This is a genomic window from Salmonella sp. SAL03688 (assembly GCF_046551895.1).
Taxonomy (GTDB): domain Bacteria; phylum Pseudomonadota; class Gammaproteobacteria; order Enterobacterales; family Enterobacteriaceae; genus Salmonella; species Salmonella enterica.
This window is the reverse complement of record NZ_JBGDVI010000001.1, coordinates 46,413-70,961: the sequence shown is the minus strand read 5'-3', so window position 1 is coordinate 70,961 and position 24,549 is coordinate 46,413. Positions and strand designations below refer to the sequence as shown.

The window sequence follows — 24,549 nt, the reverse complement described above, 5'->3', positions numbered from 1 at the left end:
TCGGTTATGGATTAACACGATGCTACAATGCGGCGCAAAGAAAGTTAACCCCGTGGAGCCGTTTGTGACGTCATTGCCCGTTGCCGCCGTATTGCCTGAATTGTTGACAGCCCTAAAAACCGCGCCGCAGGTTTTGTTGTCCGCGCCTACCGGGGCGGGGAAATCCACCTGGCTGCCGTTGCAACTCCTGCAACAAGGTCCGGTTGCTGGAAAAATTCTCCTGCTTGAACCGCGTCGTCTGGCGGCGCGTAATGTCGCGCAGCGTCTGGCGGAAGCGTTGAATGAAAAGCCTGGCGAAACGGTAGGTTACCGGATGCGCGCGCAAAGCTGCGTGGGGCCGCGTACCCGGCTGGAAGTGGTGACCGAAGGCGTATTGACCAGAATGATTCAGCGCGATCCCGAATTACGCGGCGTGGGGCTGGTGATACTGGATGAATTTCATGAGCGCAGTTTACAGGCGGATTTAGCGTTGGCGCTGTTGCTGGATATCCAGCAAGGGCTCCGTGACGATCTCAGGCTGTTAATTATGTCTGCGACGCTGGATAACGACAGGCTTTGTCAGCGACTGCCTGATGCGCCGACGATCGTCTCGGAGGGGCGCGCGTTCCCGGTGGAGCGACGTTATCAGCCGCTTGCGGCGCATTTGCGTTTTGATGAAGCTGTCGCGATGGCGACAGCGGAACTGCTGCGCAATGAAAACGGTTCACTGCTGCTATTTTTACCCGGCGTAGGCGAAATACAGCGCGTTCATGAACATCTGGCGTCGCGGGTAGGGAGCGATGTCCTGCTTTGTCCGCTGTATGGCGCATTGTCTCTGGAAGCGCAGCGCAAAGCGATTGTTCCCGCCCCCGCCGGGATGCGTAAAGTGGTGTTGGCGACTAACATTGCCGAAACCAGTTTGACGATTGAAGGGATTCGTCTGGTCGTCGATAGCGCTCAGGAGCGCGTGGCGCGATTCGACGCGCGAACGGGACTGACGCGGCTGGTTACGCAGCGTATCAGTCAGGCGTCAATGACGCAGCGCGCGGGGCGCGCCGGACGACTGGCGCCGGGAATCTGTTTACATCTGCTGGCCAAAGAACAGGCGGAGCGGGCGGCGGCGCAAAGCGATCCGGAAATCTTACACAGCGACCTCTCCGGTTTGTTGATGGAGGTGTTGCAGTGGGGATGTCACGATCCGGCATCGCTTTTCTGGCTGGACAGGCCGCCGGAGGTGAATCTTCAGGCCGCCCGCCGTTTATTATTGATGTTAGGCGCGCTGGAGGGCGAGCGATTAAGCGCGCGGGGCCAGAAAATGGCGGCAATGGGTAACGATCCGCGCCTGGCGGCGATGTTAGTCAACGCCGACGAGGGCGACAGCGCCGCCACCGCCGCCATGCTCGCGGCCATCCTTGAGGACCCGCCGCGCGGCGGCGGTACGGATTTAAGCGTGCTATTTTCGCGGCGACAGCCGGGCTGGCAGCAGCGTAGCCAGCAGCTTTTAAAACGGCTGCAGGTGCGTAATGGCGAGCCGGATAGCGCGCTTATTATGCCGCTGTTGGCCAGAGCATTTAGCGACCGCATCGCGCGACGTCGTGGTCAGGAAGGGCGCTATCAGTTAGCCAATGGTATGGGCGCGATGTTAGATGCGGATGACGCGTTGGGACGTCATGAATGGCTGATCGCGCCGCTGTTGCTGCAAGGTAGCGCCTCGCCGGACGCCCGAATATTGTTGGCGCAGCCGCTGGATATTGCCTCGCTGATTCAGGCGTGTCCTGATTTACTGCGCCAGTCTGACACGGTTGAATGGGACGAAGCGCAGGGAACGTTGAAAGCGTGGCGCAGAATGCGTATTGGACAGTTGACGGTTAGCGTTCAGCCACTGGCGAAACCGTCTGAAGAGGAGCTTCATCAGGCGATGCTGAACGGCATCCGCGATAGAGGTCTGGCCGTCCTTAACTGGACGCCGGAAGCGGAGCAGTTCCGTCTGCGTCTACACTGTGCGGCGAAATGGCTGCCGGAATATGACTGGCCTGCCGTGGATGAGGCGTCGCTGCTGGCGACTCTGGAAAACTGGTTGCTGCCGCACATGACAGGCGTACAGTCGTTACGGAGTCTGAAATCTCTGAATGTGACTCAGGCGTTACGGGGACTGCTTGACTATGCCATGCTGCAACGTCTGGATAGTGAACTGCCTGGGCATTACACTGTGCCGACGGGAAGCCGAATAACGATTCGTTATCATGAAGATAACCCGCCCGCACTGGCGGTCAGAATGCAGGAAATGTTTGGCGAAGCGAAGACCCCAACCATCGCTCAGGGCCGCGTGCCGCTGGTGCTGGAACTGCTTTCGCCTGCGCAGCGACCGCTACAGATTACACGCGATTTAAGCGCTTTCTGGCAGGGGGCGTATCGCGAAGTGCAAAAAGAGATGAAGGGCCGTTACCCCAAACATGTCTGGCCGGACGATCCGGCGAATACGGCCCCAACGCGGCGCACGAAGAAGTATTCGTGACGTGTTATACGTTGCCTCCAGGCCGGATAAGGCGTTAATCGCCATCCGGCAAAAGAGTAAATTGAGAGATTTCTTCTTCTGTCGTCTGGCGGAAGAATACAGAATCGGGCCTTTGCGCCTGTATGTTGCGGAGAAAAAGCATGGCGGGGAATGACCGCGAGCCGATTGGACGTAAGGGGAAACCGTCACGTCCTGTGAAACAAAAGGTGAGCCGTCGTCGGCAGCATGACGACGATTATGATGATGACTATGAGGATGAAGAACCGATGCCGCGTAAAGGTAAGGGCAAAGGGCGTAAGCCTCGTGGCAAGCGCGGCTGGCTGTGGCTATTGCTAAAACTGTTTATCGTTTTTGTGGTGCTGTTCGCCATTTACGGCGTCTATCTGGATCAAAAAATCCGCAGCCGTATTGATGGCAAGGTCTGGCAGCTTCCGGCGGCGGTATATGGCCGGATGGTGAACCTTGAGCCAGACATGCCTGTCAGCAAAAACGAGATGGTGAAATTGCTGGAAGCGACGCAGTATCGTCTGGTGACGAAGATGACCCGTCCCGGCGAATTTACCGTGCAGGCCAATAGCATTGAGATGATCCGTCGTCCGTTTGACTTCCCGGACAGCAAAGAAGGGCAGGTGCGCGCGCGGCTGACGTTCAGTGACGGGCGTCTGGAAACCATCGTCAATCTGGATAACAACCGCCAGTTTGGCTTCTTCCGCCTCGATCCGCGGCTTATCACTATGCTTTCTTCGCCAAATGGCGAGCAGCGTTTATTCGTCCCGCGCAGCGGTTTCCCGGATCTGCTGGTCGATACGCTGTTGGCGACGGAAGACCGTCATTTCTATGAGCATGATGGCATTAGTCTTTACTCTATCGGGCGTGCGGTACTGGCCAACCTGACGGCGGGACGTACGGTGCAGGGGGCCAGTACGCTAACCCAGCAGCTGGTGAAGAACCTGTTCCTCTCCAGCGAAAGATCATACTGGCGTAAAGCGAATGAAGCCTACATGGCGCTGATCATGGATGCCCGTTACAGTAAAGATCGTATTCTTGAGCTGTACATGAACGAGGTCTACCTCGGTCAAAGCGGGGATAATGAAATTCGCGGTTTTCCGCTGGCGAGCCTGTATTACTTTGGTCGTCCGGTAGAGGAACTGAGCCTCGATCAGCAGGCGTTACTGGTGGGGATGGTAAAAGGGGCGTCGATTTATAACCCGTGGCGCAACCCGAAACTGGCGCTGGAGCGTCGTAACCTGGTGCTACGCCTGTTACAGCAGCAGAAAATCATCGATCAGGAACTCTATGACATGCTGAGCGCGCGTCCGCTTGGCGTACAGCCGCGCGGCGGCGTTATTTCACCGCAGCCAGCGTTTATGCAGATGGTTCGTCAGGAACTGCAGGCGAAGCTGGGGGATAAAATTAAAGATCTCTCCGGCGTGAAGATTTTCACCACCTTTGACTCCGTGGCGCAGGATGCCGCAGAAAAAGCCGTTGTCGAAGGCATTCCGGCGTTGAAGAAGCAGCGTAAATTGAGCGATCTGGAAACCGCGATGGTGGTGGTGGATCGCTTTAGCGGCGAGGTGCGCGCGATGGTTGGCGGGGCGGAGCCGCAGTATGCCGGCTATAACCGTGCCATGCAGGCGCGCCGTTCCATCGGGTCGCTGGCGAAACCGGCGACCTATCTGACCGCGTTAAGTCAGCCGAACTTATACCGTCTGAACACCTGGATTGCCGATGCGCCGATTTCTCTGCGCCAGCCGAATGGTCAGGTCTGGTCGCCGCAGAACGACGATCGTCGCTACAGCGAAAGCGGGAAAGTGATGCTGGTGGATGCGTTAACTCGCTCAATGAACGTACCGACGGTCAATCTGGGGATGGCGTTAGGTTTACCGGCGGTAACCGATACCTGGACGAAGCTCGGCGTGCCGAAAGATCAGCTCAATCCGGTTCCGGCTATGCTGTTAGGAGCGCTGAACCTGACGCCGATCGAAGTGGCGCAAGCGTTCCAGACTATCGCCAGCGGCGGAAATCGCGCGCCGTTATCAGCGCTGCGTTCGGTTATTGCGGAAGATGGTAAGGTGCTGTACCAAAGTTATCCGCAAGCTGAACGCGCTGTACCGGCACAGGCGGCTTACCTGACGATCTGGACAATGCAGCAGGTCGTCCAGCGTGGTACGGGGCGTCAGCTTGGCGCGAAATATCCAGGTCTGCATCTGGCGGGTAAAACCGGGACGACAAACAACAATGTCGATACCTGGTTTGCCGGTATCGACGGTAGCCAGGTGACTATCACCTGGGTAGGCCGTGATAACAACCAGCCGACGAAATTGTACGGCGCCAGCGGCGCGATGGCGATTTACCAGCGCTATCTGGCGAACCAGACGCCGACGCCTTTAGTTCTGACGCCGCCGGAAGATGTGGTGGATATGGGCGTTGATTACGACGGTAATTTTGTCTGTAGCGGCGGTATGCGCACTCTGCCGGTCTGGACGGACGATCCAAATACGCTGTGCCAGCAGGGCGAGATGATGCAGCAGCAACAGCAGCCGTCAGGTAATCCGTTCGATCAGTCGTCTCAGCCGCAGCAGCCTGCGCAGCAACAGCCGCCGAAAGAAGAGAAGAGCGACGGCGTTGCCGGCTGGATTAAGGAGATGTTCGGCGGCAATTAATCACGGTAATAGTGCCGGGTGGCGCTGTGCTTACCCGGTCTACACCGTTACGACTCCATTATGTGCGACGTAGGCCGAATAAGACGCTTACGTCGCCATCCGGCAAATCCCCTATAAATAACATTTCAGTCTAATTTATTAACCCTTCCTTTTCATCTGGTTATTTCTTAACCCCTTAGTTTTCGTAGGGCCGCGTATCGCTTGCCATTGCGACGATATTTCGCCTATCATGCTGCGGTTATAATAATAATTATCGTTTACGTTATCATTCACTTTCATCAGAGATATACCAATGGCGCGTCTTAAAACTGCTCAGCCAAACTCCTCACTGCGTAAAATCGCAGTTGTAGTAGCCACAGCGGTTAGCGGCATGTCTGTCTATGCACAGGCGGCGGTTCAACCGAAAGAAGAAACCATTACCGTAACCGCAGCGCCTGCCGCGCAGGAAAGTGCCTGGGGACCGGCTCCGACCATCGCCGCGAAGCGTTCCGCCACCACCACCAAAACTGATACACCTATCGAAAAAACGCCACAGTCGGTTTCGGTGGTCACTAACGAAGAGATGCAGATGCATCAATTCCAGTCAGTAAAAGAAGCGTTGGGTTACACGCCGGGCGTAACGGTAAGCAGCCGCGGCGCTTCCAATACCTATGACTTCGTGATTATCCGTGGCTTCTCTTCCGTCGGCCTGAGCCAGAATAACTATCTGGATGGCCTGAAATTGCAGGGGAACTTCTACAACGATGCGGTTATTGATCCCTACATGCTTGAGCGTGTTGAGTTGATGCGTGGCCCAACGTCCGTCCTCTACGGTAAGAGCAACCCGGGCGGTATCATTTCGATGGTTAGCAAGCGGCCGACTACTGAGCCGCTGAAAGAAATTCAATTCAAAATGGGAACGGACAATTTGTTCCAGACCGGTTTTGATTTTAGTGATTCCCTGGATGACAACGGTGAGTTCTCATATCGTCTGACGGGACTGGCGCGTTCGACAAATGAGCAGCAAAAGAGTTCTGAGTCGCAGCGCTATGCGATTGCGCCCTCTTTTACCTGGCGTCCTGATGAGAAAACGAATTTTACGTTCCTTTCTTATTTCCAGAACGAACCAGAGACCGGCTACTACGGCTGGCTGCCGAAAGAGGGAACGGTTGAACCGTTACCGAATGGTAAACGCTTGCCAACAGATTTCAATGAAGGGGCGTCAAACAACACCTATTCTCGTAACGAGAAAATGGTGGGATACAGTTTCGAGCATGGCTTCAACGACACTTTTACCGTGCGCCAGAATTTACGTTTTGTCGAAATGAAAACCGCGCAAAAAAGCGTCTATGGCACGGGGATTGCGGCGGACGGCCATACGCTTAACCGCGGTACTATCGTTGACAACGAGCGTTTACAGAATTTCAGCGTAGATACACAACTGGAAAGTAAATTCGCGACCGGCGATATTGATCATACGTTGCTGACGGGTGTCGATTTCATGCGTATGCGTAATGATATTAACGCGACGTTTGGTAGCGCGCCGTCAATCGATCTCTATAACAATTACCATCCTGAATACTTTGCTTTCGGCGGCGCTGAGCCGTACCAGATGAACGAAAGTAAACAAACAGGCCTTTATGTTCAGGATCAGGCGGAATGGAATAAGTGGGTATTTACTCTCGGCGGCCGTTATGACTGGTCTAAACAAGCGACAACGGTGCGTCAGAATTCCACTACGCCGACAGAAGGATATATTGAACGTAATGACCACCAGTTCACCTGGCGCGGTGGCGTAAACTACGTATTCGATAATGGAATTTCACCTTACTTCAGCTATAGCCAATCTTTCGAGCCAAGCGCCTTCGATTTGTGGAGCACCCCACGCGTTTCTTACAAGCCGTCAAAAGGCGAGCAATATGAAGCAGGGGTGAAATATGTACCGAAAGACATGCCGGTTGTTGTTACGGGGGCCGTTTATCAGCTGACCAAAACCAATAACCTGACCGCCGATCCAACCAACCCATTAGCGCAGGTGCCAGCAGGCGAAATTCGTGCGCGAGGTGTAGAGCTGGAAGCCAAAGCAGCATTGACGGCTAATATCAATATGACGGCGTCTTACACTTATACTGATGCTGAATACACGAAAGACACTAACCTGAAAGGGAATACGCCAGAGCAGGTGCCTGAACACATGGCGTCGTTGTGGGGCGATTACACCTTCAACGATGGTCCGTTGTCAGGTTTAACGCTGGGAACAGGCGGTCGTTTTATTGGCTCCAGTTACGGCGATCCGGCCAATAGCTTCAAGGTAGGCAGCGCAGCGGTGATGGATGCGGTCGTCAAGTACGATCTGGCGCGTTTTGGTATGGCGGGCTCCAGCATTGCGGTTAACGTTAATAATCTGCTCGACCGCGAATACGTCGCCAGCTGCTTCCAGACCTACGGCTGTTTCTGGGGCGCAGAACGTCAGGTCGTTGCAACGGCAACCTTCCGTTTCTAATTTCTTTTTGGGCACGGCTGGCCGTGCCCGTTTTACAAGTTGGCTGCGATGCAGGAAAACCACATTCATTCCGATACCACCTTTACGCTGCGAAGCGTCGCCTTTCGTGTGCCGGGCCGCACGCTTTTACACCCTCTCTCGTTAACGTTTCCCGCAGGTCGCGTCACCGGACTTATCGGTCATAATGGTTCCGGTAAATCCACGCTGTTAAAAATGCTGGGCCGCCATCAGCCGCCTTCCGAAGGGGATATTCTGCTCGACAATCAGCCGCTGGCGAGCTGGAGCAGCAAGGCGTTTGCCCGAAAAGTTGCCTATCTGCCTCAACAATTGCCGCAGGCGGAAGGAATGACGGTGCGCGAACTGGTGGCGATTGGCCGCTATCCGTGGCACGGCGCGCTGGGACGCTTTGGCGTCGCGGACCGGGAAAAAGTAGACGAGGCGATTACGCTGGTCGGCTTAAAACCGCTGGCGCATCGTCTGGTAGACAGCCTTTCCGGCGGCGAGCGCCAGCGCACGTGGATTGCCATGCTGGTCGCGCAGGACAGCCGTTGTCTGCTGCTGGATGAGCCGACGTCAGCGCTGGATATCGCCCATCAGGTTGACGTGCTGGCGCTGGTGCATCGCTTAAGCCAGCAGCGTGGGCTGACGGTGGTTGCGGTGCTGCACGATATCAACATGGCGGCCCGCTACTGTGATTATTTAGTCGCGCTACGCGGCGGTGAAATGATTGCGCAAGGAACGCCTGCGGAACTGATGCGCAGTGACACGCTGGAGAAGATTTACGGTATCCCGATGGGTATCCTTCCGCATCCGGCGGGCGCGGCACCTGTGAGTTTTGTGTATTAATGCGTGATTTATATCCTCTTACTCGCCGCCGTTTATTAACGGCGATGGCGCTCTCGCCGCTGCTGTGGCAAATGAATACGGCGCAGGCTGCCGCTATCGATCCCCGCCGGATTGTGGCGCTGGAGTGGCTGCCGGTTGAGCTGCTGCTGGCGCTCGGTATTACGCCGTATGGCGTGGCGGATGTGCCAAATTATAAGCTGTGGGTTAGCGAACCGCCGTTGCCGGATTCGGTGATTGATGTGGGTCTTCGCACTGAACCCAATCTCGAACTACTGACGGAGATGAAGCCGTCGTTTATGGTCTGGTCGGCAGGGTACGGACCCTCGCCGGAGAAACTGGCGCGGATCGCGCCGGGGCGCGGGTTCGATTTTAGCGACGGCAAAAAGCCGCTGGCGGTAGCCCGACGCTCGATGGTTGAACTGGCGCAGACGCTGAATCTGGAAGCTGCGGCAGAAAAACATCTGGCGCAATACGATCGCTTCATCGCCAGCCAGAAGCCGCATTTTATCCGCCGCGGGGGGCGTCCGTTACTGATGACGACGCTTATCGATCCGCGGCATATGCTGGTGCTAGGCCCGAATTGCTTGTTCCAGGAGGTGCTGGACGAGTATGGCATTGTCAATGCCTGGCAGGGTGAAACCAACTTTTGGGGCAGTACGGCGGTCAGCATCGATCGGCTGGCGATGTATAAAGAAGCGGATGTAATCTGCTTCGATCACGGGAATAGCACCGATATGAACGCGCTGATGGCAACGCCGCTGTGGCAGGCCATGCCGTTTGTCCGCGCCGGGCGCTTTCACCGGGTGCCCGCCGTTTGGTTCTATGGCGCGACCCTCTCCACGATGCATTTTGTCCGCATCCTGAATAACGTGTTGGGAGGCAAAGCGTGAGCAGAAAACGTGAAATGCCGGATGGCGGCTCGAAAAACGCCTTATCCGACCTACGGTTCGGGCGCTTGGTAGGCCGGATAAGGCGAAGCCGCCATCCGGCGTTGCTGTTATTGGTGCTGTTTGTTGCCGCCTGCTGGCTGACATGGGTTAACTTCTCTGTTGCGCTACCGCGCAGTCAGTGGCAACAGGCTATCTGGTCACCGGATATCGACATCATTGAGCAGATGATTTTTCATTACAGCCTGCTGCCAAGACTGGCGATTTCGCTGCTGGTGGGCGCGGGACTTGGGCTGGTAGGCGTCCTGTTCCAGCAAGTATTGCGTAACCCGCTGGCGGAACCGACCACGCTGGGCGTGGCGACCGGCGCGCAATTGGGGATCACGGTGACTACGCTATGGGCGATTCCCGGCGCGCTGACCACGCAGTTTGCCGCCTTGACGGGAGCCTGCATTGTCGGCGCGCTGGTGTTCGGCGTGGCGTGGGGCAAACGCCTGTCGCCGGTAACCCTAATCCTCGCCGGGCTGGTGGTTAGCCTCTATTGTGGCGCAATCAACCAGTTACTGGTGATTTTCCACCACGATCAGTTGCAAAGCATGTTTTTATGGAGCACCGGAACGCTGACGCAAACCGACTGGAGCGGCGTGCAGCGTCTGTGGCCGCAGTTGCTGGGCGGTGTGATGCTCACATTATTGTTGCTACGTCCGATGACGCTGATGGGGCTGGATGACGGCGTTGCGCGTAATCTGGGGCTGGCGCTGTCGTTAGCGCGTCTGGCGGCGCTGTCGTTGGCGATTGTGTTGAGCGCGCTGCTGGTCAACGCGGTGGGCATTATCGGTTTTATCGGCCTGTTTGCGCCGCTGCTGGCGAAAATGCTTGGCGCAAGACGTCTGCTGGCGCGCCTGATGCTGGCGCCGCTCATTGGGGCGCTTATTTTATGGCTATCCGATCAGATTATCCTTTGGCTCACCCGCGTATGGATGGAGGTCTCCACCGGTTCAGTGACGGCGTTAATCGGCGCGCCGCTGCTCCTGTGGCTGCTGCCGCGGCTTAAAAGCATGAGCGCGCCGGATATGAACGCCAGCGATCGTGTGGCGGCGGAGCGTCGGCATGTCCTCGCTTTTGCCGTTGCCGGTGGCGCGCTCTTGCTGCTGGCAACATGGGGCGCGCTCTCTTTTGGTCGCGACGCGCACGGCTGGACGTGGGCGAGCGGAACGCTGCTTGAAGAACTGATGCCGTGGCGCTGGCCGCGGATACTGGCGGCGTTAATGGCGGGCGTCATGCTGGCGGTGGCGGGCTGCATTATTCAGCGTCTGACCGGTAATCCAATGGCCAGTCCGGAAGTGCTGGGGATCAGTTCCGGAGCTGCGTTTGGCGTGGTGTTGATGCTGTTTTTGGTGCCGGGGAATGCTTTCGGTTGGCTACTACCTGCCGGAAGCCTGGGCGCGGCGGCGACACTGCTGATTATTATGATAGCCGCCGGGCGCGGCGGTTTCTCGCCGCAACGGATGTTGCTGGCGGGGATGGCGCTCAGCACCGCGTTTACCATGCTGCTAATGATGCTCCAGGCGAGCGGCGACCCGCGGATGGCGGAAGTGTTGACCTGGATCGCAGGATCTACCTATAACGCCACTGGCGGGCAGGTTACGCGAACCGCGATCGTGATGGTGATTTTGCTGGCCATTGTGCCGTTGTGTCGCCGCTGGTTAACGATTTTGCCTCTGGGCGGCGATGCCGCGCGCGCGGTGGGCATGGCGCTTACGCCGTCGCGTATCGCGCTGCTGGCGTTGGCGGCTTGTTTGACGGCAACCGCGACGATGACCATTGGGCCGCTGAGTTTCGTTGGACTGATGGCGCCGCATATTGCGCGGATGCTCGGTTTTCGCCGGACGATGCCGCATATGGTCATCTCGGCGCTGGCAGGGGGCGTTTTACTGGTCTTTGCCGACTGGTGCGGCAGGATGGCGCTATTTCCGTATCAGATCCCGGCGGGACTGCTTTCAAGCTTTATTGGCGCGCCGTACTTTATCTATTTGCTACGTAAACAGAGTCGGTAAAAAAAAGCTGTGCCACATTTATGTCGGGTGGCAGCCATGCTCAACCCGACCTACAAATTACACAATATCAATATGTTGTGACAATATTTTGTAGGCCTAAAAATAGCTGAACGCTATCAGGTGCGAGAGCTGTCCTGTCACGTTTTATCGAGGGAACTCTGCTTTTATTTTCAGCAAGAAGCAGGTGTTATTTCTGTATCGATAAGTCATGTGCTATTTCAGTGGCGCGCCGCTGTCTCCTGAACAGGGTGACTAATTTCAACATATCCAGGCCCGAAACGTTGATGATAAATTGCGGCATGATCTATCCAATAATAAGAATTACCGGTTTCGGTATTAAGCCTTTTTAAATATTAAGATGCGGATGCCGCATCTTTAATGAATCTCGTAAATCAATTTTAATTTAATAATAAATTTTCATTATAAAACTTCGATAATAAAATATTATTTTTTTATCGAAGTAATAAAAAACAACTCTATTAAAATAAATTAATTGCCACGAGTAAACAAAAAAAATGTAATTTAGCATTTTTTGTTTTTTTTAATGAAATTTATACCAAAAATAAATGTTACGCGTCATTGCTATATATTCAGTACTGTAATTCTGATCTTTTTTTATTCATTTTGACATGTTTATTGTTTTTTTGGCTCTCCCGTCTTGCTTGCTTTGTTTGTTTTTTGAACGGTAAAAATATTTATTATTTAATTCTGATAATCCTTTAAATAAAAAACGCTTGTCTTTGGGTTTTTAATGGAAAATACTTCACCGCGCCTAAGGGATGTTATTTATTAACGTGTTGTTTGCTTCTTTTGAATGTTGCATCGGCAATTTCATAACTCGTCATATAATATATATCTACTAATATAAACATGGGGTATTGAGTATAACTCCGTGTGAATAGCGTAAAAATACTCACCAACTTTTAATAAGGATGAAAAATGAATACAGCAGTAAAAGCTGCGGTTGCTGCCGCACTGGTTATGGGTGTTTCCAGCTTTGCCAATGCTGCGGGCAGTAATACTGGTACGGTGACTTTTACCGGTACTATTGAAGATTCACCGTGTTCAATCGTGGTTGGCGACGAACACCAGACCGTTAACCTGGGCCATATCGGTACCGGTTCTCTGATGGGCGGTAAAGAATCTTCAAAAGTCGATTTCCATATCGGTCTGGAAAACTGCGCATTCACCACTGAGAAAGAAGCGTCTACCGTTTTCTCTGCCATCGGTAACGAATCCAGCGCTAATCCGGGCAGCGTTGCGCTGATGCGTATCGGCGGCGGCGAAATGGCGGGTTCCAGCATTGTTATCGGCAACCACCTGGGTTCTGCGATCAAATTGGGCGACGCTTACAGCGAAAACCTGACGATGAACGGCAGCGTTGCGGCGGCGAAACAGACTCTTAACTTCAAAGCCTGGGTGAAAGGCGATTCCGCTGCCACCACTATCGATACCGGCGAATTCAGCAGCACCGTAAACTTCACGATCAGCTATCTGTAAGTGAAATATCATCCTGCGGCAGTCTGCCGCAGGATAATGCTCAAAGTAAAAAAATAGATTATATATTTCAGGGATAGATTGTCTGATGGCTCACTATAAAAAATTTCGTCTGAGCACGCTTGCGGCCGTGGTGGGTATTGTTCTGGCTGTCGGTCCGGAAAATAGCTATGCGGAAGCGCCCATTCAATTTAATACCCGATTTCTTGATGTTAAAGATGATGCCAGCCTGGATCTCTCCCGTTTTTCCCGTAAAGGCTACATTATGCCGGGGAGCTATCATCTTCAGGTGCTGGTCAATCAGAGTCAAATTGCTCAGGATAATATTATTACGTACTCCGTTGATAATAACGATCCTGATAATACATATCCCTGTTTATCGCCTGAACTGGTATCGCTGCTGGGGTTAAAACCTGAAATAGCAGATAAAATGATCTGGATAAATGCCGGTCAGTGTCTGCAACCAGATCAACTGGAAGGGATGGAAACCCAAACGGATTTAAGCCAGTCAACGCTGACGGTGATTATTCCGCAGGCCTATCTGGAATACAGCGATGAAGAGTGGGATCCACCTTCCCGCTGGGATGAAGGGATTCCCGGCGTGTTATTTGACTACAACGTTAACAGCCAGTGGCGACATGCTGAACATGATGACGGCGATGAATATGACATCAGCGGCAACGGCACGGTGGGCGCCAACCTCGGCGCGTGGCGTTTGCGCGCGGACTGGCAGGCTAACTATCGTCACGAAAATGACAGCGAAGATAAAGACAACTTTGGCTCCAGTTCCGAACAGAACTGGGACTGGAACCGCTATTACGCCTGGCGGGCGATCCCGCAGCTCCGGGCGCAGCTAACGCTGGGCGAAGGATCGCTGGAATCCGATATTTTCGATGGCTTTAACTATGTTGGCGGCAGCCTTATCACCGACGATCAGATGTTACCGCCTAATCTGCGTGGCTACGCCCCGGATATATCAGGCGTGGCGCGCACCAACGCCAAAGTCACCGTGACCCAGCGCGGGCGGGTGATTTATGAGTCGCAGGTCCCGGCTGGACCGTTTCGCATTCAGGATATTAATGAAACGGTATCCGGCGATCTACACGTCAAAATTGAAGAACAAAGCGGTCAGGTGCAGGAATATGACGTCAGCACCGCCTCCATTCCGTTTCTGACCCGTCCCGGCCAGGTGCGCTACAAGTTGGCAGCCGGGCGACCGCAGGACTGGGATCACAATATGCAAGGCGGCTTTTTCACCTCAGCCGAAGCCTCCTGGGGGATCGCTAACGGCTGGTCGCTGTACGGCGGCGCCATCGGCGAGCAGGATTATCAGGCGCTGGCGTTAGGACTGGGGCGCGATCTGGCGCTGCTGGGCGCGTTTTCCGTCGATGTTACCCATTCCCGTGCGACGCTGCCAGAGGGGAGCGCCTACGGCGACGGCACCATTCAGGGTAACTCGTTCCGTGCCAGCTACGCTAAAGATTTTGATGATATAGACAGCCGTCTGACGTTTGCTGGTTATCGCTTTTCCGAAGAAAACTACATGACGATGGACGAGTTTATCGATACGCATAATGACGATAACGATCGTCAGCGCACCGGCCACGATAAAGAGATGTATACCCTGACGTACAGCCAGAACTTTTCGGCAATAAACGTCAACGCTTATATCAACTACACCCATCGCACCTACTGGAATCAACCCAACCAGGACAGCTATAACCTGACGCTGTCGCACTATTTCGATGTCGGCGAGGTGCGCGGGATCAGTCTGTCGGTGAACGGTTTTCGCAACGAATATGACAATGAGCGTGATGACGGCGTGTACGTCTCGCTCAGTATTCCGTGGGGCAACAACCGCACGCTGAGCTACAACGGCTCCTTTAGCGATGACAACAACAGCAATCAGGTCGGCTATTACGAGCGCATTGACGATCGCAATAACTACCAGATCAACGCTGGCCGCGCGGATAACGGCGCGACTCTCGACGGCTATTACCGTCATCAAGCGAGCTATGCCGACATTGACGTCAGTGCGAACTATCAGGAAGGCGACTATACCTCCGGCGGGCTGAACATCCAGGGCGGCGCGACGCTGACTGCTAAAGGCGGGGCGCTGCACCGTACCAGCGTCAACGGCGGCTCGCGGCTGCTGGTGGATGTCGGCGATGAAGCGAACGTACCCATCTCCGGCTACAGCACGCCGGTATATACCAACGCGTTTGGTAAAGCCGTCATTGTCGACGTCAACGACTATTACCGCAACCAGGTGAAAATCGACATTACCCAGTTGCCGGAAGACGCGGAAGCAACCCTCTCCATCGCTCAGGCGACCCTGACGGAAGGGGCGATCGGTTATCGCCGCCTGGAGGTGCTCAGCGGTAAAAAAGCCATGGCCAGTATCCGCCTGCGCGATGGCGGCACGCCGCCCTTCGGCGCGGAGGTTTACAACAGTCGCCAGCAACAGTTAGGGATCGTAGGTGAAGACGGCAGCGTTTATCTGATAGGCATTAACCCCGGCGAGCGGTTGCAGGTGACATGGGAAGGTAAAACGCAGTGTGAAGCGGCGTTGCCCGATCCGCTGCCGGGCGATCTGTTTAGCGGCCTGTTGCTGCCGTGCATCGGCGACGCTTCATCACCTGAGGCAACGCAGCCCGCAGAGAAACCATTACTCCAGCTTCATACGCAGCGGCTGACGTCTTCAACGCAACCCGAAGCGCTCTCTTCTCGTTATCCAACACATTGATTCAGGAAATCGCATTCATGATGCCATTAAAACGTTATAACCTGGCCGCTGTTTTGCTGCTTTTACTGGGCGGCTACGGTAGCGCCCAGGCCGCCATCGCGCCCGATCGCACCCGCCTGGTGTTTCGCGGCGAAGATAAATCGATAAGCGTCGATCTGAAAAACGCCAACAGCAAACTGCCCTATCTGGCGCAGTCCTGGGTGGAAGATGAGAAGGGCGCCAAAATCACCTCGCCTTTAATCGTCGTCCCGCCGGTCCAGCGCATTGAGCCGTCGGCAATCGGACAGGTCAAAATTCAGGGGATGCCGGCGCTGGCGTCGCTCCCCCAGGATCGGGAAACCCTTTTTTATTACAACGTGCGCGAAATTCCGCCGCAAAGCGACAAGCCCAACACGCTGCAAATCGCCCTGCAAACGCGCATCAAAGTTTTTTACCGCCCGCAGGCGCTATCGAAAATCGATATGCAGCATCCCTGGCAATACAAGATCACCCTTCAGCGTCAGGGCAATGGCTATCAGGTGAGCAATCCGACCGGTTACTACGTGGTGTTAAGCAACGCCAGCAGCCGCATGGACGGCACTCCGGCCAGAGGCTTTAGCCCATTAGTGATTGCACCAAAAAGCAACGTGACGCTGGGAGGGGACGCCAGTGAATTAGGTCACTCGCCTGTGCTGACTTACGTCAACGATTATGGCGCGCGGTTACCGCTGATTTTTAACTGTACTGACAACAGTTGTGCGGTAGATGAAGCAAAAAGCAGAAAGTCGTAACCGACAAGGAGACGCAAGATGAGGCAATGGCGGTTACGGCTGGGCACGGTAACGTGTGCGGCCATGCTGAGTGCGGTCAGTATGCCGCTGGCAGCAGGAAGTAAGACGGTCAACATGACGCTGACGATAGTCGTTAATGCCGCGCCGCCCTGTACTGTGACCGGCGGTGAGGTGGAATTTGGCAATGTGTTGACGACGAAAGTGGACGGGGTGAATTACCGGCAGGCGGTGGGCTATCGCCTGAGCTGTAACGGCAGAGTGAGCGATTACCTGAAGTTACAGATTCAGGGAAATGCGGTGACTATCAATGGCGAGTCGGTATTGCAAACCGATGTCGATGGATTGGGTATTCGTCTGCAAACCGCCATGGATGGCGCGCTGATTTCCCCCGGCAATACGCAATGGTTGTCATTTCAATACAGCGGCGGCAGCGGTCCGGCCATTGAGGCAATTCCCGTCAAAAATAATGGCGTAACGTTAACAGGTGGCGCGTTTAACGCAGGCGCCACGTTGGTGGTGGATTACCAATGAAAAAAATGGCTTTGACAGTGTTAATAAGCAGCAGTTTTGCCGCGCAGTCGGCTGAGAACCTTAAGTTCCACGGCACATTAATTTCGCCGCCGAATTGTACGATTAACAATGATCAGACGATCGACGTTGAGTTCGGTAACTTGCTGATTAATAAAATAGATGGTACGCGTTATGCGCAGAATGTTCCGTATGAGATCACCTGTGATTCAACGGTGCGCGATGAGACGATGGCGATGACCCTGACGCTAAGCGGTTCCGTGAGTGATTTTAATCCGGCGGCGGTAAACACCAGCGTGGCGGGACTGGGAATTGAACTCAGGCAGAACAACCAACCCTTTACGTTGGGGTCCACCATTACGGTGAATGAACAATCGATACCTGTTCTGAAAGCCATACCGGTTAAAAAGAGCGGTGCTTCGCTGACAGAAGGCGGCTTCGATGCGACGGCAACATTACAGGTGGATTATCAGTAATGGCTAAAAGACAGGCGTTATTACACGGCGCGGCCTGCATCCTTTGTGGGGCGCTGATATTGCCGGTCTCAGCGGCAGATAACCTGCATTTTTCCGGTAGCCTGGTGGCCAGTCCTTGCACGCTCACGATGCAGGGGACGGGGATTGCCGAAGTCAATTTTTCGTCGCTTGACAGTTCTGATTTCACTCCCGACGGCCAGTCTGCTCGTAAGCCTTTAGTGTTTGAGCTCACGGATTGCGATTCGGCGCTGAGTAACGGGGTGCAGGTGACTTTCACTGGAACCGAAGCGACCGGAATGCGCGGTATCCTGGCCATCGATAGCCACTCAGGCGCTTCCGGGATCGGGATTGGTATTGAAACGCTATCCGGCGTTCCCGTGGGCATGAACGATGAAGAGGGTGCGATATTCACGCTGGTGACGGGGAATAACGCGCTAAGCCTGAATGCCTGGGTACAACGCCTTCCTGGCGAAGATCTGGTTCCGGGAACGTTCTTCGCAAGCGCACTAGTTACATTTGAGTATTTATGATGAAAATAATACGGACTTTATTTTTGCTGCTGATTGCCGTTTATGGCAGTTCGGTAGTGGCTAAACCCATGCTGAAAGCGACGTTTTCAAGTACCACGCTCTATTACGGCATAGGCCCGAGTACCTTCGATCGCTCGATTCTGCTGAATGTGATGGTGGATACACATGACGGAGTATACTATGGCACCTGGCAGCTAGGAGGGGTTTTAAAAAATCGTCCGGTACCCTTACAATCCTGGTCGGGGCCAGAGCCCGCGCCGACGGTTGTGTTACGCGATTTCGATAACAGCGTTGCGCGCTCCAGTTGCCAGAATATGCCAGCGAGTTGGCACTATTGTGGCTCTTTTACCGTGGATATTACGGTACAAAGCGATGACTATGGTTGCCCCTGGCTGGCAACGAGTCGTGTCACTGCTGCTGATGGTATCTCTGGCGAAACGTATTCCCCGCCGGATACGCGCAGCTCAGTTTGCCCGAAAGTTCCCGTTGATACTTTTGATATCTCCTGGGATGCGAACGTTTCGAAACAGAAAACAACCCTCATGCTTGATGCCACCGGTGGCACGGTGAATCGCACGTTACATACCTATTTGATGGAGGGGGGAAAACTTTGCGATGGCAGCAAATTTGACGACCGTGGCGCTTATTGCCGTTTTGTCTCATCGGGTATTACGCTCAATGTGCTGGGCTGCGACCAGTCGAGCGTCACGACCAGCGCCGTTGATCATCCGATAACCGATGTTGAGCTTCATGACATTAATGTAGCGGTGAACACCCGCAACATTGGCTCCGGGCAGTTCACGTCGACCTGTAGCTTTCAGTATATTATTGATGAGCTTTAGGGTGTTTGGTGCGGTTCAGGCTAACCTGCGATGAACCAAAAAAAGCCGGGTGGCGGCTGACGCCTTACCCGGCCTACGTTGTTTTTGGACGTTCTCTTTTACAATTTCGCAAACACCCGGCGCGCGGCGTCAATAGTATTATTAATGTCGTCCATGCTGTGTGCGACCGACATAAAGCCCGCCTCAAACGCCGATGGCGCCAGATATACGCCTTCCTCCAGCATCAGGTGGAAGAAACGCTTAAAGCGTTCCACGTCGCACGCCATCACGTCCTGATAGCAAGTTACGCTCTCAGCGTCGGTGAAGAAAATCCCGAACATGCCGCCGACATGGTTAACCACCAGCGGAATATTCGCTTCTTCGGCAGCTTCCAGCAAACCTTCCGCCAGGCGGGTGGTGAGCTCATCCAGCGTTTCATGAATGCCGGGCTGGGCGACTTCATTCAGGCAGGCGAAACCGGCCGCCATCGCAATCGGGTTGCCGGAAAGGGTGCCCGCCTGGTAAACCGGGCCCGTCGGCGCCAGCGCATCCATTACATCGCGACGACCGCCAAACGCGCCTACCGGCATCCCGCCGCCGATGATTTTACCCAGACAGGTCAGGTCCGGCACGACGCCGTAGTAATCCTGGGCTCCGGCCAGCGCTACGCGAAAACCGGTCATCACTTCGTCGATAATCAGCAGCGCGCCGAACTCATCGCACAAGGCGCGCAGACCTGGCAGAAATTCCGGCAGCGGTGGGACGCAGTTCATATTGCCCGCTACGGGTTCGACGATGATACAGGCGATTTCCTGCGGATATTGTTCAAACGCCGCGCGTACTGACGCCAGATTGTTATAAGTGCAGGTCAGCGTATGTTTCGCGAAATCTGCCGGCACGCCCGGCGAGTTCGGCTGACCAAGCGTCAGCGCGCCAGAACCGGCTTTGACCAGCAGGCAGTCTGCGTGGCCGTGGTAGCAGCCTTCGAATTTGATAATCTTATCGCGGCCAGTAAAACCACGCGCCAGGCGAATCGCGCTCATGGTCGCTTCGGTGCCGGAGTTCACCATGCGCACCATGTCCATGGTCGGCACCAGGTTGGTGACCAGTTCCGCCATTTTCACTTCCATCTCGGTTGGCGCGCCGAAGCTTAAACCGCGCTCCGCAGCTTCGATCACCGCATTGCGGATAGCCGGATGGTTATGCCCCAGTACCATTGGCCCCCAGGAACCGACATAGTCGATATACGCTTTGCCATCGACATCATAAAGATAAGCGCCGTCCGCTTTTTCGATAAACAGCGGGGTACCACCCACGCCAGTGAAGGCGCGAACAGGGGAGTTCACGCCGCCGGGGATCAGCTCGCGGGCCGCGCTATAGAGATTTTCAGACTTACTCATGGAAAGATTCCTGGTTCGTAGAAAAAGTGAATACCCGCTATTCTAAGTTATTCAGAGAAGGTTATGAAAGTTTTACGCATTTGAAACAATACGATTTGCAGGGGATTTTCGCGGCGTTGGCGAGTAGAATGCCGACTTTAGATTTGTATTACCAATTAATGATCTTCTGATGAAAACAGACACTTCCACCTTTTTAGCTCAGCAAATTGTGCGTTTACGGCGCAGAGATCAGATTCGCCGGTTAATGCAGCGGGATAAAACGCCGCTGGCCATCCTGTTCATGGCGGCCGTTGTCGGCACGCTTACCGGACTGGTTGGCGTCGCCTTTGAAAAGGCGGTTTCCTGGGTACAAAACATGCGCATTGGCGCGCTGGTTCAGGTCGCGGACCATGCGTTTTTGCTTTGGCCGCTGGCCTTTATCCTTTCGGCGTTACTGGCGATGGTTGGCTACTTTTTGGTGCGAAAATTTGCGCCGGAAGCCGGCGGCTCGGGTATCCCGGAAATTGAAGGTGCGCTGGAGGAGCTACGTCCGGTGCGCTGGTGGCGCGTGTTGCCGGTGAAATTTATCGGTGGGATGGGAACGTTGGGCGCAGGAATGGTATTAGGGCGCGAAGGGCCAACGGTGCAAATCGGGGGCAACCTGGGGCGCATGGTGCTGGATGTTTTTCGTATGCGCAGCGCCGAAGCGCGGCATACGTTGCTGGCGACCGGCGCGGCGGCGGGGCTCTCTGCGGCGTTTAACGCGCCGCTGGCGGGTATCCTGTTTATTATTGAAGAGATGCGCCCGCAGTTTCGCTACAACCTGATTTCGATTAAAGCGGTGTTTACCGGCGTCATCATGTCGAGCATTGTGTTCCGCATATTTAACGGCGAAGCGCCGATTATTGAAGTCGGCAAACTGTCTGATGCGCCGGTTAACACACTGTGGTTATACCTTATCCTCGGCATTATTTTTGGCTGCGTCGGGCCAGTATTTAATTCGTTGGTGCTGCGTACCCAGGATATGTTTCAGCGCTTTCATGGCGGCGAAATTAAAAAATGGGTGCTTATGGGCGGCGCGATCGGCGGCCTGTGCGGTATTCTGGGGTTGATTGAGCCGGAAGCGGCAGGCGGCGGATTTAACCTTATTCCTATCGCCGCGGCAGGTAATTTTAGCGTCGGGCTACTGCTGTTCATCTTTATTACCCGGGTGGTCACAACGCTGCTTTGCTTTTCTTCCGGCGCGCCGGGGGGCATTTTCGCCCCGATGCTGGCGCTGGGAACGCTGCTTGGTACGGCCTTCGGTATGGCGGCGGCAGTGCTTTTCCCGCAGTATCACCTGGAGGCCGGTACCTTTGCGATTGCCGGGATGGGGGCGCTGATGGCGGCGTCGGTGCGCGCCCCGCTGACGGGGATTGTGCTGGTGCTGGAGATGACCGATAACTACCAGCTCATTTTGCCAATGATTATCACCTGTCTTGGCGCGACACTATTAGCCCAGTTTTTGGGCGGGAAACCGTTATACTCAACCATCCTGGCGCGCACTCTGGCGAAGCAGGATGCGGAACAGGCGGCGAAAAACCAGAATGCGCCTGCGGGCGAGAATACTTGAACGAATTACCAGGGTATTAGATAATGACTGCCAATATTGGGTGAAAATTTATCCAATTACCGATGTCGTTTGGAGCAAAATATGAGTGATGACGTAGCGCTGCCGCTGCAGTTTACCGACGCAGCAGCGAATAAAGTAAAAAGTCTTATCGCTGACGAAGATAACCCGAATCTGAAATTGCGCGTGTATATCACCGGCGGTGGTTGCAGCGGCTTCCAGTATGGTTTTACCTTTGACGATCAGGTTAACGAAGGGGATATGACCATCGAAAAACAGGGCGTTGGCCTGGTGGTTGACCCGATGAGTTTGCAGTATCTGGTGGGTGGTTCGGTCGATTATACCGAAGGCCTGGAAGGTTCCCGCTTCATTGTAACCAACCCGAATGCGAAAAGTACCTGCGGGTGTGGCTCTTCCTTCAGCATTTGATTGCTGTTCGTTGTGCCGGATGGCGACGCGAGCGTCTTATCCGGCCTACAACATCTTTCCTGTAGGCCCGATAAGCGTAGCGCCATCGGGCAAAACAATATCAACGTCCGTTTTCATCCAGGGCAAACGTCGGCAATTTCAAATGCCAGCGAATGGCCGCCAGCCGAATGAACAGCGTGACCACCATACCCATCATGCTGGCGCTTTCCAGCGGTACTGAAAACGTATAAAACGCGGTAGCGTGAACAATCCCGCCGATAATACAGGCCGTGGCATAGATTTCGGTGCGTAGGATCATGGGGATCTCGCGTGCCAGAACATCGCGAATAATCCCGCCGCCGACGCCGGTAATCACGCCCATACAGACAGCCACTAATGGCCCCGTTTCAGCGAGGAAGGCTTTATTCACCCCAATGCCGACAAACACCGCCAGCCCGACCGCATCCAGTACCGGCAACATCCATTTCGGCAGACGTCTTGGCTGACGAACCAGCAGGATGGTCAGCATACTGGTGACCATGGCGACGACCAGATCGGTAGGATCTTTAACCCAGAATACCGGGCCGTTATCCAGCGCCATATCGCGGATTGTCCCGCCGCCGACGGCAGTAACGACGCCGAGCACCAGGACGCCGAACGGGTCCATACGTAATTTCCCGGCCAGCAACACGCCAGAGATAGCAAATACAGCCGTGCCTACAATATCCAGCCAATAGACGAGCATTGTCGAATCCCCACTGGGAGCCTGGTAAGACAGGCTCTAATTCACCTGTGAAAGCGCATTACAGAGTTGTTTTGCGGCGAGGATAATACGCGGGCTTGCGCGTTCAAACCAGTCGCTGTTAAGCGGAATAACCGGAATTTTTAACAGGTTTCCCCAGTATTGTTCAATTTTGAGAATTTCGCCCGCTTTTCCGGCCACGATAATGGCCTGGGGATGCCTTGCCAGCACCTGTTCACGGCTGACTTGCGGCCACGGCACGCGGCTGTCAGCAAAGACGTTTTCTCCGCCGCAGGTCGTCAAAACCTGATGTTGAATAGACCCTTTACCACTGGTAAACAGAGGATTCATGCCAAACTGAAGAAAGACGCGCTTTTTAGCTTTACCGGCATACTCGGCGTTGAGTGCGGCGTACTCGTTTAGCAATGTCTGCGCTGCCTGCTGAGCCTTTTCCGGCTGCGGGCTCCAGGCGGCCAGTTGACGGAGCGTGTCGGCGATCTGTTCGATGGTTACCGCGTCCACCCACATGACCTTAATACCTAATGACGTCAGTTGGTTTACCTGGCGTTCCGCATTACCGCCGTGCCAGGCGACGACCAGATCCGGCTTCAGCGCCACAATGCGTTCCAGATTCATTCCCTGCCAGGTAGAGACCTGTTCTATTTTTTGCGCTTCGGGCGGGTAGTCGGAATAGCTGCTGACGCCAACGGGCGTAATCCCGGCGGCAAAAGCAAGCTCCGTATTGGCGGGAGAGAGGGTAATGACGCGCGGCGCAGCGTAAAGCCACACCGGGAGCGTAAGCAGCAGGGCGACCAGCGCCCTGAACATTTGCTTAACCATGCGCCAGTTTCTGTACCAGCGTTTCGACCATCAGAGTCGACTGTTTCGCCGCCACCGCGAGGAATTCGTCAAAGCTGAGGTGCGATTGCTGATCGGCCACGTCAGAAATAGCGCGTACCACCACGAACGGCACGTTGAAGTTATAGCAGACGTGGGCGATAGCGGTGGCTTCCATCTCTACGGCGACCGCGTCGGGGAAGTTATGCCGAATTTTCGCCAGCCCGACGGAGCCGTTAATAAACGCGTCGCCGCTAACAATAAGGCCGCGTACCGCGTTCAGATTCAACTCTCTGATGCAGGATTCCGCGGCGGCGATCAGTTTGTCATCGGCCTTAAATCCGGCCGGACAGCCCGGTAATTGCCCGTATTCATAGCCGAAAGCGGTCACATCAGCGTCGTGGTAACGCGCTTCGTCAGAGACGACGATATCGCCGACCTTCAGCGTGGACGCCAGACCGCCTGCGGAACCGGTATTGATGATCACGTCCGGCTTGCAGTGCTCCAGAAGCAACGTTGCGCCCAGCGCCGCCGCGACTTTACCGATACCGGATTTCAGCAACGCCACTTCGGTGCCGTTCAACTGGCCAGTGTAAATTTCGCAGCCGCCCAGCGTAATCGTCTGACGGTTGTCAATTTTGTCACGCAGCAGCGTAACTTCTTCTTCCATTGCGCCAATGATGCCGATTTTCATAGATTTACTCGCGATAAGTCAGTTTTGGGGGCATAGTTTATCATGCGCTTATGGGGAAGCGCATTTCTCAGGCGGGGAGAGGA

At 54.7% G+C, this 24,549-nt stretch carries 19 protein-coding genes; 15 read left to right on the top strand and 4 right to left on the bottom strand.

Going from position 1 to position 24,549, the window contains the following annotated elements; translation table 11 throughout:
* Nucleotides 1–64 precede the first annotated feature (64 nt).
* From hrpB to stfH, 13 genes are all read left to right on the top strand, one after another.
* Nucleotides 65–2,494: an ATP-dependent helicase HrpB gene (gene hrpB, locus ACLJR2_RS00305; protein WP_015632795.1), complete on the top strand. Its 2,430-nt coding sequence runs from the start codon at nucleotides 65–67 to the stop codon at nucleotides 2,492–2,494.
* A 140-nt stretch (nucleotides 2,495–2,634) separates the two neighbouring features.
* The gene (gene mrcB / locus ACLJR2_RS00300; protein ID WP_000918122.1) at nucleotides 2,635–5,157 is read left to right on the top strand and encodes a bifunctional glycosyl transferase/transpeptidase; all 2,523 of its coding nucleotides are present in this window, start codon (nucleotides 2,635–2,637) and stop codon (nucleotides 5,155–5,157) included.
* A gap of 292 nt (nucleotides 5,158–5,449) precedes the next feature.
* Entirely contained in the window at nucleotides 5,450–7,639 is a 2,190-nt protein-coding gene (fhuA, locus tag ACLJR2_RS00295; protein WP_000113219.1) for a ferrichrome porin FhuA, read from the top strand.
* 48 nt (nucleotides 7,640–7,687) lie between these two features.
* Nucleotides 7,688–8,485, top strand: a complete 798-nt coding sequence (gene fhuC / locus ACLJR2_RS00290) for a Fe3+-hydroxamate ABC transporter ATP-binding protein FhuC (RefSeq protein ID WP_001157208.1) — start codon at nucleotides 7,688–7,690, stop codon at nucleotides 8,483–8,485.
* Complete coding sequence (fhuD, locus tag ACLJR2_RS00285) at nucleotides 8,485–9,375, top strand: Fe(3+)-hydroxamate ABC transporter substrate-binding protein FhuD (protein ID WP_001205364.1); 891 nt, start codon at nucleotides 8,485–8,487, stop codon at nucleotides 9,373–9,375. Before fhuC ends, fhuD begins: the two co-directional genes overlap by 1 nt.
* A gap of 14 nt (nucleotides 9,376–9,389) precedes the next feature.
* Entirely contained in the window at nucleotides 9,390–11,429 is a 2,040-nt protein-coding gene (fhuB, locus tag ACLJR2_RS00280; RefSeq protein ID WP_094461622.1) for a Fe(3+)-hydroxamate ABC transporter permease FhuB, read from the top strand.
* A gap of 939 nt (nucleotides 11,430–12,368) precedes the next feature.
* Complete coding sequence (stfA, locus tag ACLJR2_RS00275) at nucleotides 12,369–12,929, top strand: fimbrial major subunit StfA (protein WP_001090554.1); 561 nt, start codon at nucleotides 12,369–12,371, stop codon at nucleotides 12,927–12,929.
* An 85-nt stretch (nucleotides 12,930–13,014) separates the two neighbouring features.
* Nucleotides 13,015–15,672 (top strand): fimbrial biogenesis outer membrane usher protein, encoded by a 2,658-nt coding sequence (locus ACLJR2_RS00270; protein WP_000951666.1) that lies wholly within the window; start codon nucleotides 13,015–13,017, stop codon nucleotides 15,670–15,672.
* A gap of 17 nt (nucleotides 15,673–15,689) precedes the next feature.
* Nucleotides 15,690–16,442 (top strand): fimbrial chaperone StfD, encoded by a 753-nt coding sequence (stfD, locus tag ACLJR2_RS00265; RefSeq protein ID WP_000982719.1) that lies wholly within the window; start codon nucleotides 15,690–15,692, stop codon nucleotides 16,440–16,442.
* Nucleotides 16,443–16,460: 18 nt separating this feature from the next.
* Nucleotides 16,461–16,973 carry a fimbrial protein gene (locus ACLJR2_RS00260; protein ID WP_001250312.1) on the top strand — a complete coding sequence of 171 codons (513 nt, stop codon included), beginning with the start codon at nucleotides 16,461–16,463 and terminating at the stop codon, nucleotides 16,971–16,973.
* Entirely contained in the window at nucleotides 16,970–17,446 is a 477-nt protein-coding gene (stfF, locus tag ACLJR2_RS00255; protein WP_000738038.1) for a fimbrial minor subunit StfF, read from the top strand. The genes ACLJR2_RS00260 and stfF overlap by 4 nt, the downstream gene beginning before the upstream one ends.
* The gene (locus ACLJR2_RS00250; RefSeq protein WP_001129321.1) at nucleotides 17,446–17,976 is read left to right on the top strand and encodes a fimbrial protein; all 531 of its coding nucleotides are present in this window, start codon (nucleotides 17,446–17,448) and stop codon (nucleotides 17,974–17,976) included. The genes stfF and ACLJR2_RS00250 overlap by 1 nt, the downstream gene beginning before the upstream one ends.
* Nucleotides 17,976–18,818: a fimbrial adhesin StfH gene (gene stfH, locus ACLJR2_RS00245; RefSeq protein WP_024134109.1), complete on the top strand. Its 843-nt coding sequence runs from the start codon at nucleotides 17,976–17,978 to the stop codon at nucleotides 18,816–18,818. The genes ACLJR2_RS00250 and stfH overlap by 1 nt, the downstream gene beginning before the upstream one ends.
* Nucleotides 18,819–18,916: 98 nt before the next feature.
* Here the strand turns inward: stfH and hemL are convergent, their stop codons facing one another.
* Nucleotides 18,917–20,197, bottom strand: coding sequence for a glutamate-1-semialdehyde 2,1-aminomutase (gene hemL / locus ACLJR2_RS00240; protein WP_000045269.1), 1,281 nt, complete (start codon nucleotides 20,195–20,197; stop codon nucleotides 18,917–18,919).
* Nucleotides 20,198–20,366: 169 nt separating this feature from the next.
* Here hemL and clcA point away from each other — a divergent pair, with 169 nt between their 5' ends.
* Together clcA and erpA are read left to right on the top strand one after the other, a co-directional pair.
* Nucleotides 20,367–21,788, top strand: a complete 1,422-nt coding sequence (gene clcA / locus ACLJR2_RS00235) for a H(+)/Cl(-) exchange transporter ClcA (RefSeq protein WP_000845430.1) — start codon at nucleotides 20,367–20,369, stop codon at nucleotides 21,786–21,788.
* Nucleotides 21,789–21,869: 81 nt separating this feature from the next.
* Nucleotides 21,870–22,214, top strand: a complete 345-nt coding sequence (gene erpA, locus ACLJR2_RS00230; RefSeq protein WP_001278668.1) for an iron-sulfur cluster insertion protein ErpA — start codon at nucleotides 21,870–21,872, stop codon at nucleotides 22,212–22,214.
* A 100-nt stretch (nucleotides 22,215–22,314) separates the two neighbouring features.
* Here the strand turns inward: erpA and ACLJR2_RS00225 are convergent, their stop codons facing one another.
* From ACLJR2_RS00225 to mtnN, 3 genes are read right to left on the bottom strand one after another with little or no spacing between them, the layout of a single operon-like run.
* Entirely contained in the window at nucleotides 22,315–22,938 is a 624-nt protein-coding gene (locus ACLJR2_RS00225) for a TRIC cation channel family protein (protein WP_000964234.1), read from the bottom strand.
* A gap of 36 nt (nucleotides 22,939–22,974) precedes the next feature.
* On the bottom strand, nucleotides 22,975–23,775 hold the full coding sequence (btuF, locus tag ACLJR2_RS00220) for a vitamin B12 ABC transporter substrate-binding protein BtuF (RefSeq protein ID WP_000240673.1): 801 nt from the start codon (nucleotides 23,773–23,775) through the stop codon (nucleotides 22,975–22,977).
* Nucleotides 23,768–24,466 carry a 5'-methylthioadenosine/S-adenosylhomocysteine nucleosidase gene (mtnN, locus tag ACLJR2_RS00215; protein WP_000689822.1) on the bottom strand — a complete coding sequence of 233 codons (699 nt, stop codon included), beginning with the start codon at nucleotides 24,464–24,466 and terminating at the stop codon, nucleotides 23,768–23,770. Before mtnN ends, btuF begins: the two co-directional genes overlap by 8 nt.
* Nucleotides 24,467–24,549 lie beyond the last annotated feature (83 nt).

What these genes read in the sequence shown, in the direction of transcription:
- mrcB (WP_000918122.1), top strand. Translation starts at nt 2,635, where the DNA reads ATGGCGGGGAATGACCGCGAGCCGATTGGACGTAAGGGGAAACCGTCA.
- fhuA (WP_000113219.1), top strand. Translation starts at nt 5,450, where the DNA reads ATGGCGCGTCTTAAAACTGCTCAGCCAAACTCCTCACTGCGTAAAATC.
- fhuC (WP_001157208.1), top strand. Translation starts at nt 7,688, where the DNA reads ATGCAGGAAAACCACATTCATTCCGATACCACCTTTACGCTGCGAAGC.
- fhuD (WP_001205364.1), top strand. Translation starts at nt 8,485, where the DNA reads ATGCGTGATTTATATCCTCTTACTCGCCGCCGTTTATTAACGGCGATG.
- fhuB (WP_094461622.1), top strand. Translation starts at nt 9,390, where the DNA reads ATGCCGGATGGCGGCTCGAAAAACGCCTTATCCGACCTACGGTTCGGG.
- stfA (WP_001090554.1), top strand. Translation starts at nt 12,369, where the DNA reads ATGAATACAGCAGTAAAAGCTGCGGTTGCTGCCGCACTGGTTATGGGT.
- ACLJR2_RS00270 (WP_000951666.1), top strand. Translation starts at nt 13,015, where the DNA reads ATGGCTCACTATAAAAAATTTCGTCTGAGCACGCTTGCGGCCGTGGTG.
- stfD (WP_000982719.1), top strand. Translation starts at nt 15,690, where the DNA reads ATGATGCCATTAAAACGTTATAACCTGGCCGCTGTTTTGCTGCTTTTA.
- ACLJR2_RS00260 (WP_001250312.1), top strand. Translation starts at nt 16,461, where the DNA reads ATGAGGCAATGGCGGTTACGGCTGGGCACGGTAACGTGTGCGGCCATG.
- stfF (WP_000738038.1), top strand. Translation starts at nt 16,970, where the DNA reads ATGAAAAAAATGGCTTTGACAGTGTTAATAAGCAGCAGTTTTGCCGCG.
- ACLJR2_RS00250 (WP_001129321.1), top strand. Translation starts at nt 17,446, where the DNA reads ATGGCTAAAAGACAGGCGTTATTACACGGCGCGGCCTGCATCCTTTGT.
- stfH (WP_024134109.1), top strand. Translation starts at nt 17,976, where the DNA reads ATGAAAATAATACGGACTTTATTTTTGCTGCTGATTGCCGTTTATGGC.
- hemL (WP_000045269.1), bottom strand. Translation starts at nt 20,197, where the DNA reads ATGAGTAAGTCTGAAAATCTCTATAGCGCGGCCCGCGAGCTGATCCCC.
- clcA (WP_000845430.1), top strand. Translation starts at nt 20,367, where the DNA reads ATGAAAACAGACACTTCCACCTTTTTAGCTCAGCAAATTGTGCGTTTA.
- erpA (WP_001278668.1), top strand. Translation starts at nt 21,870, where the DNA reads ATGAGTGATGACGTAGCGCTGCCGCTGCAGTTTACCGACGCAGCAGCG.
- ACLJR2_RS00225 (WP_000964234.1), bottom strand. Translation starts at nt 22,938, where the DNA reads ATGCTCGTCTATTGGCTGGATATTGTAGGCACGGCTGTATTTGCTATC.
- btuF (WP_000240673.1), bottom strand. Translation starts at nt 23,775, where the DNA reads ATGGTTAAGCAAATGTTCAGGGCGCTGGTCGCCCTGCTGCTTACGCTC.
- mtnN (WP_000689822.1), bottom strand. Translation starts at nt 24,466, where the DNA reads ATGAAAATCGGCATCATTGGCGCAATGGAAGAAGAAGTTACGCTGCTG.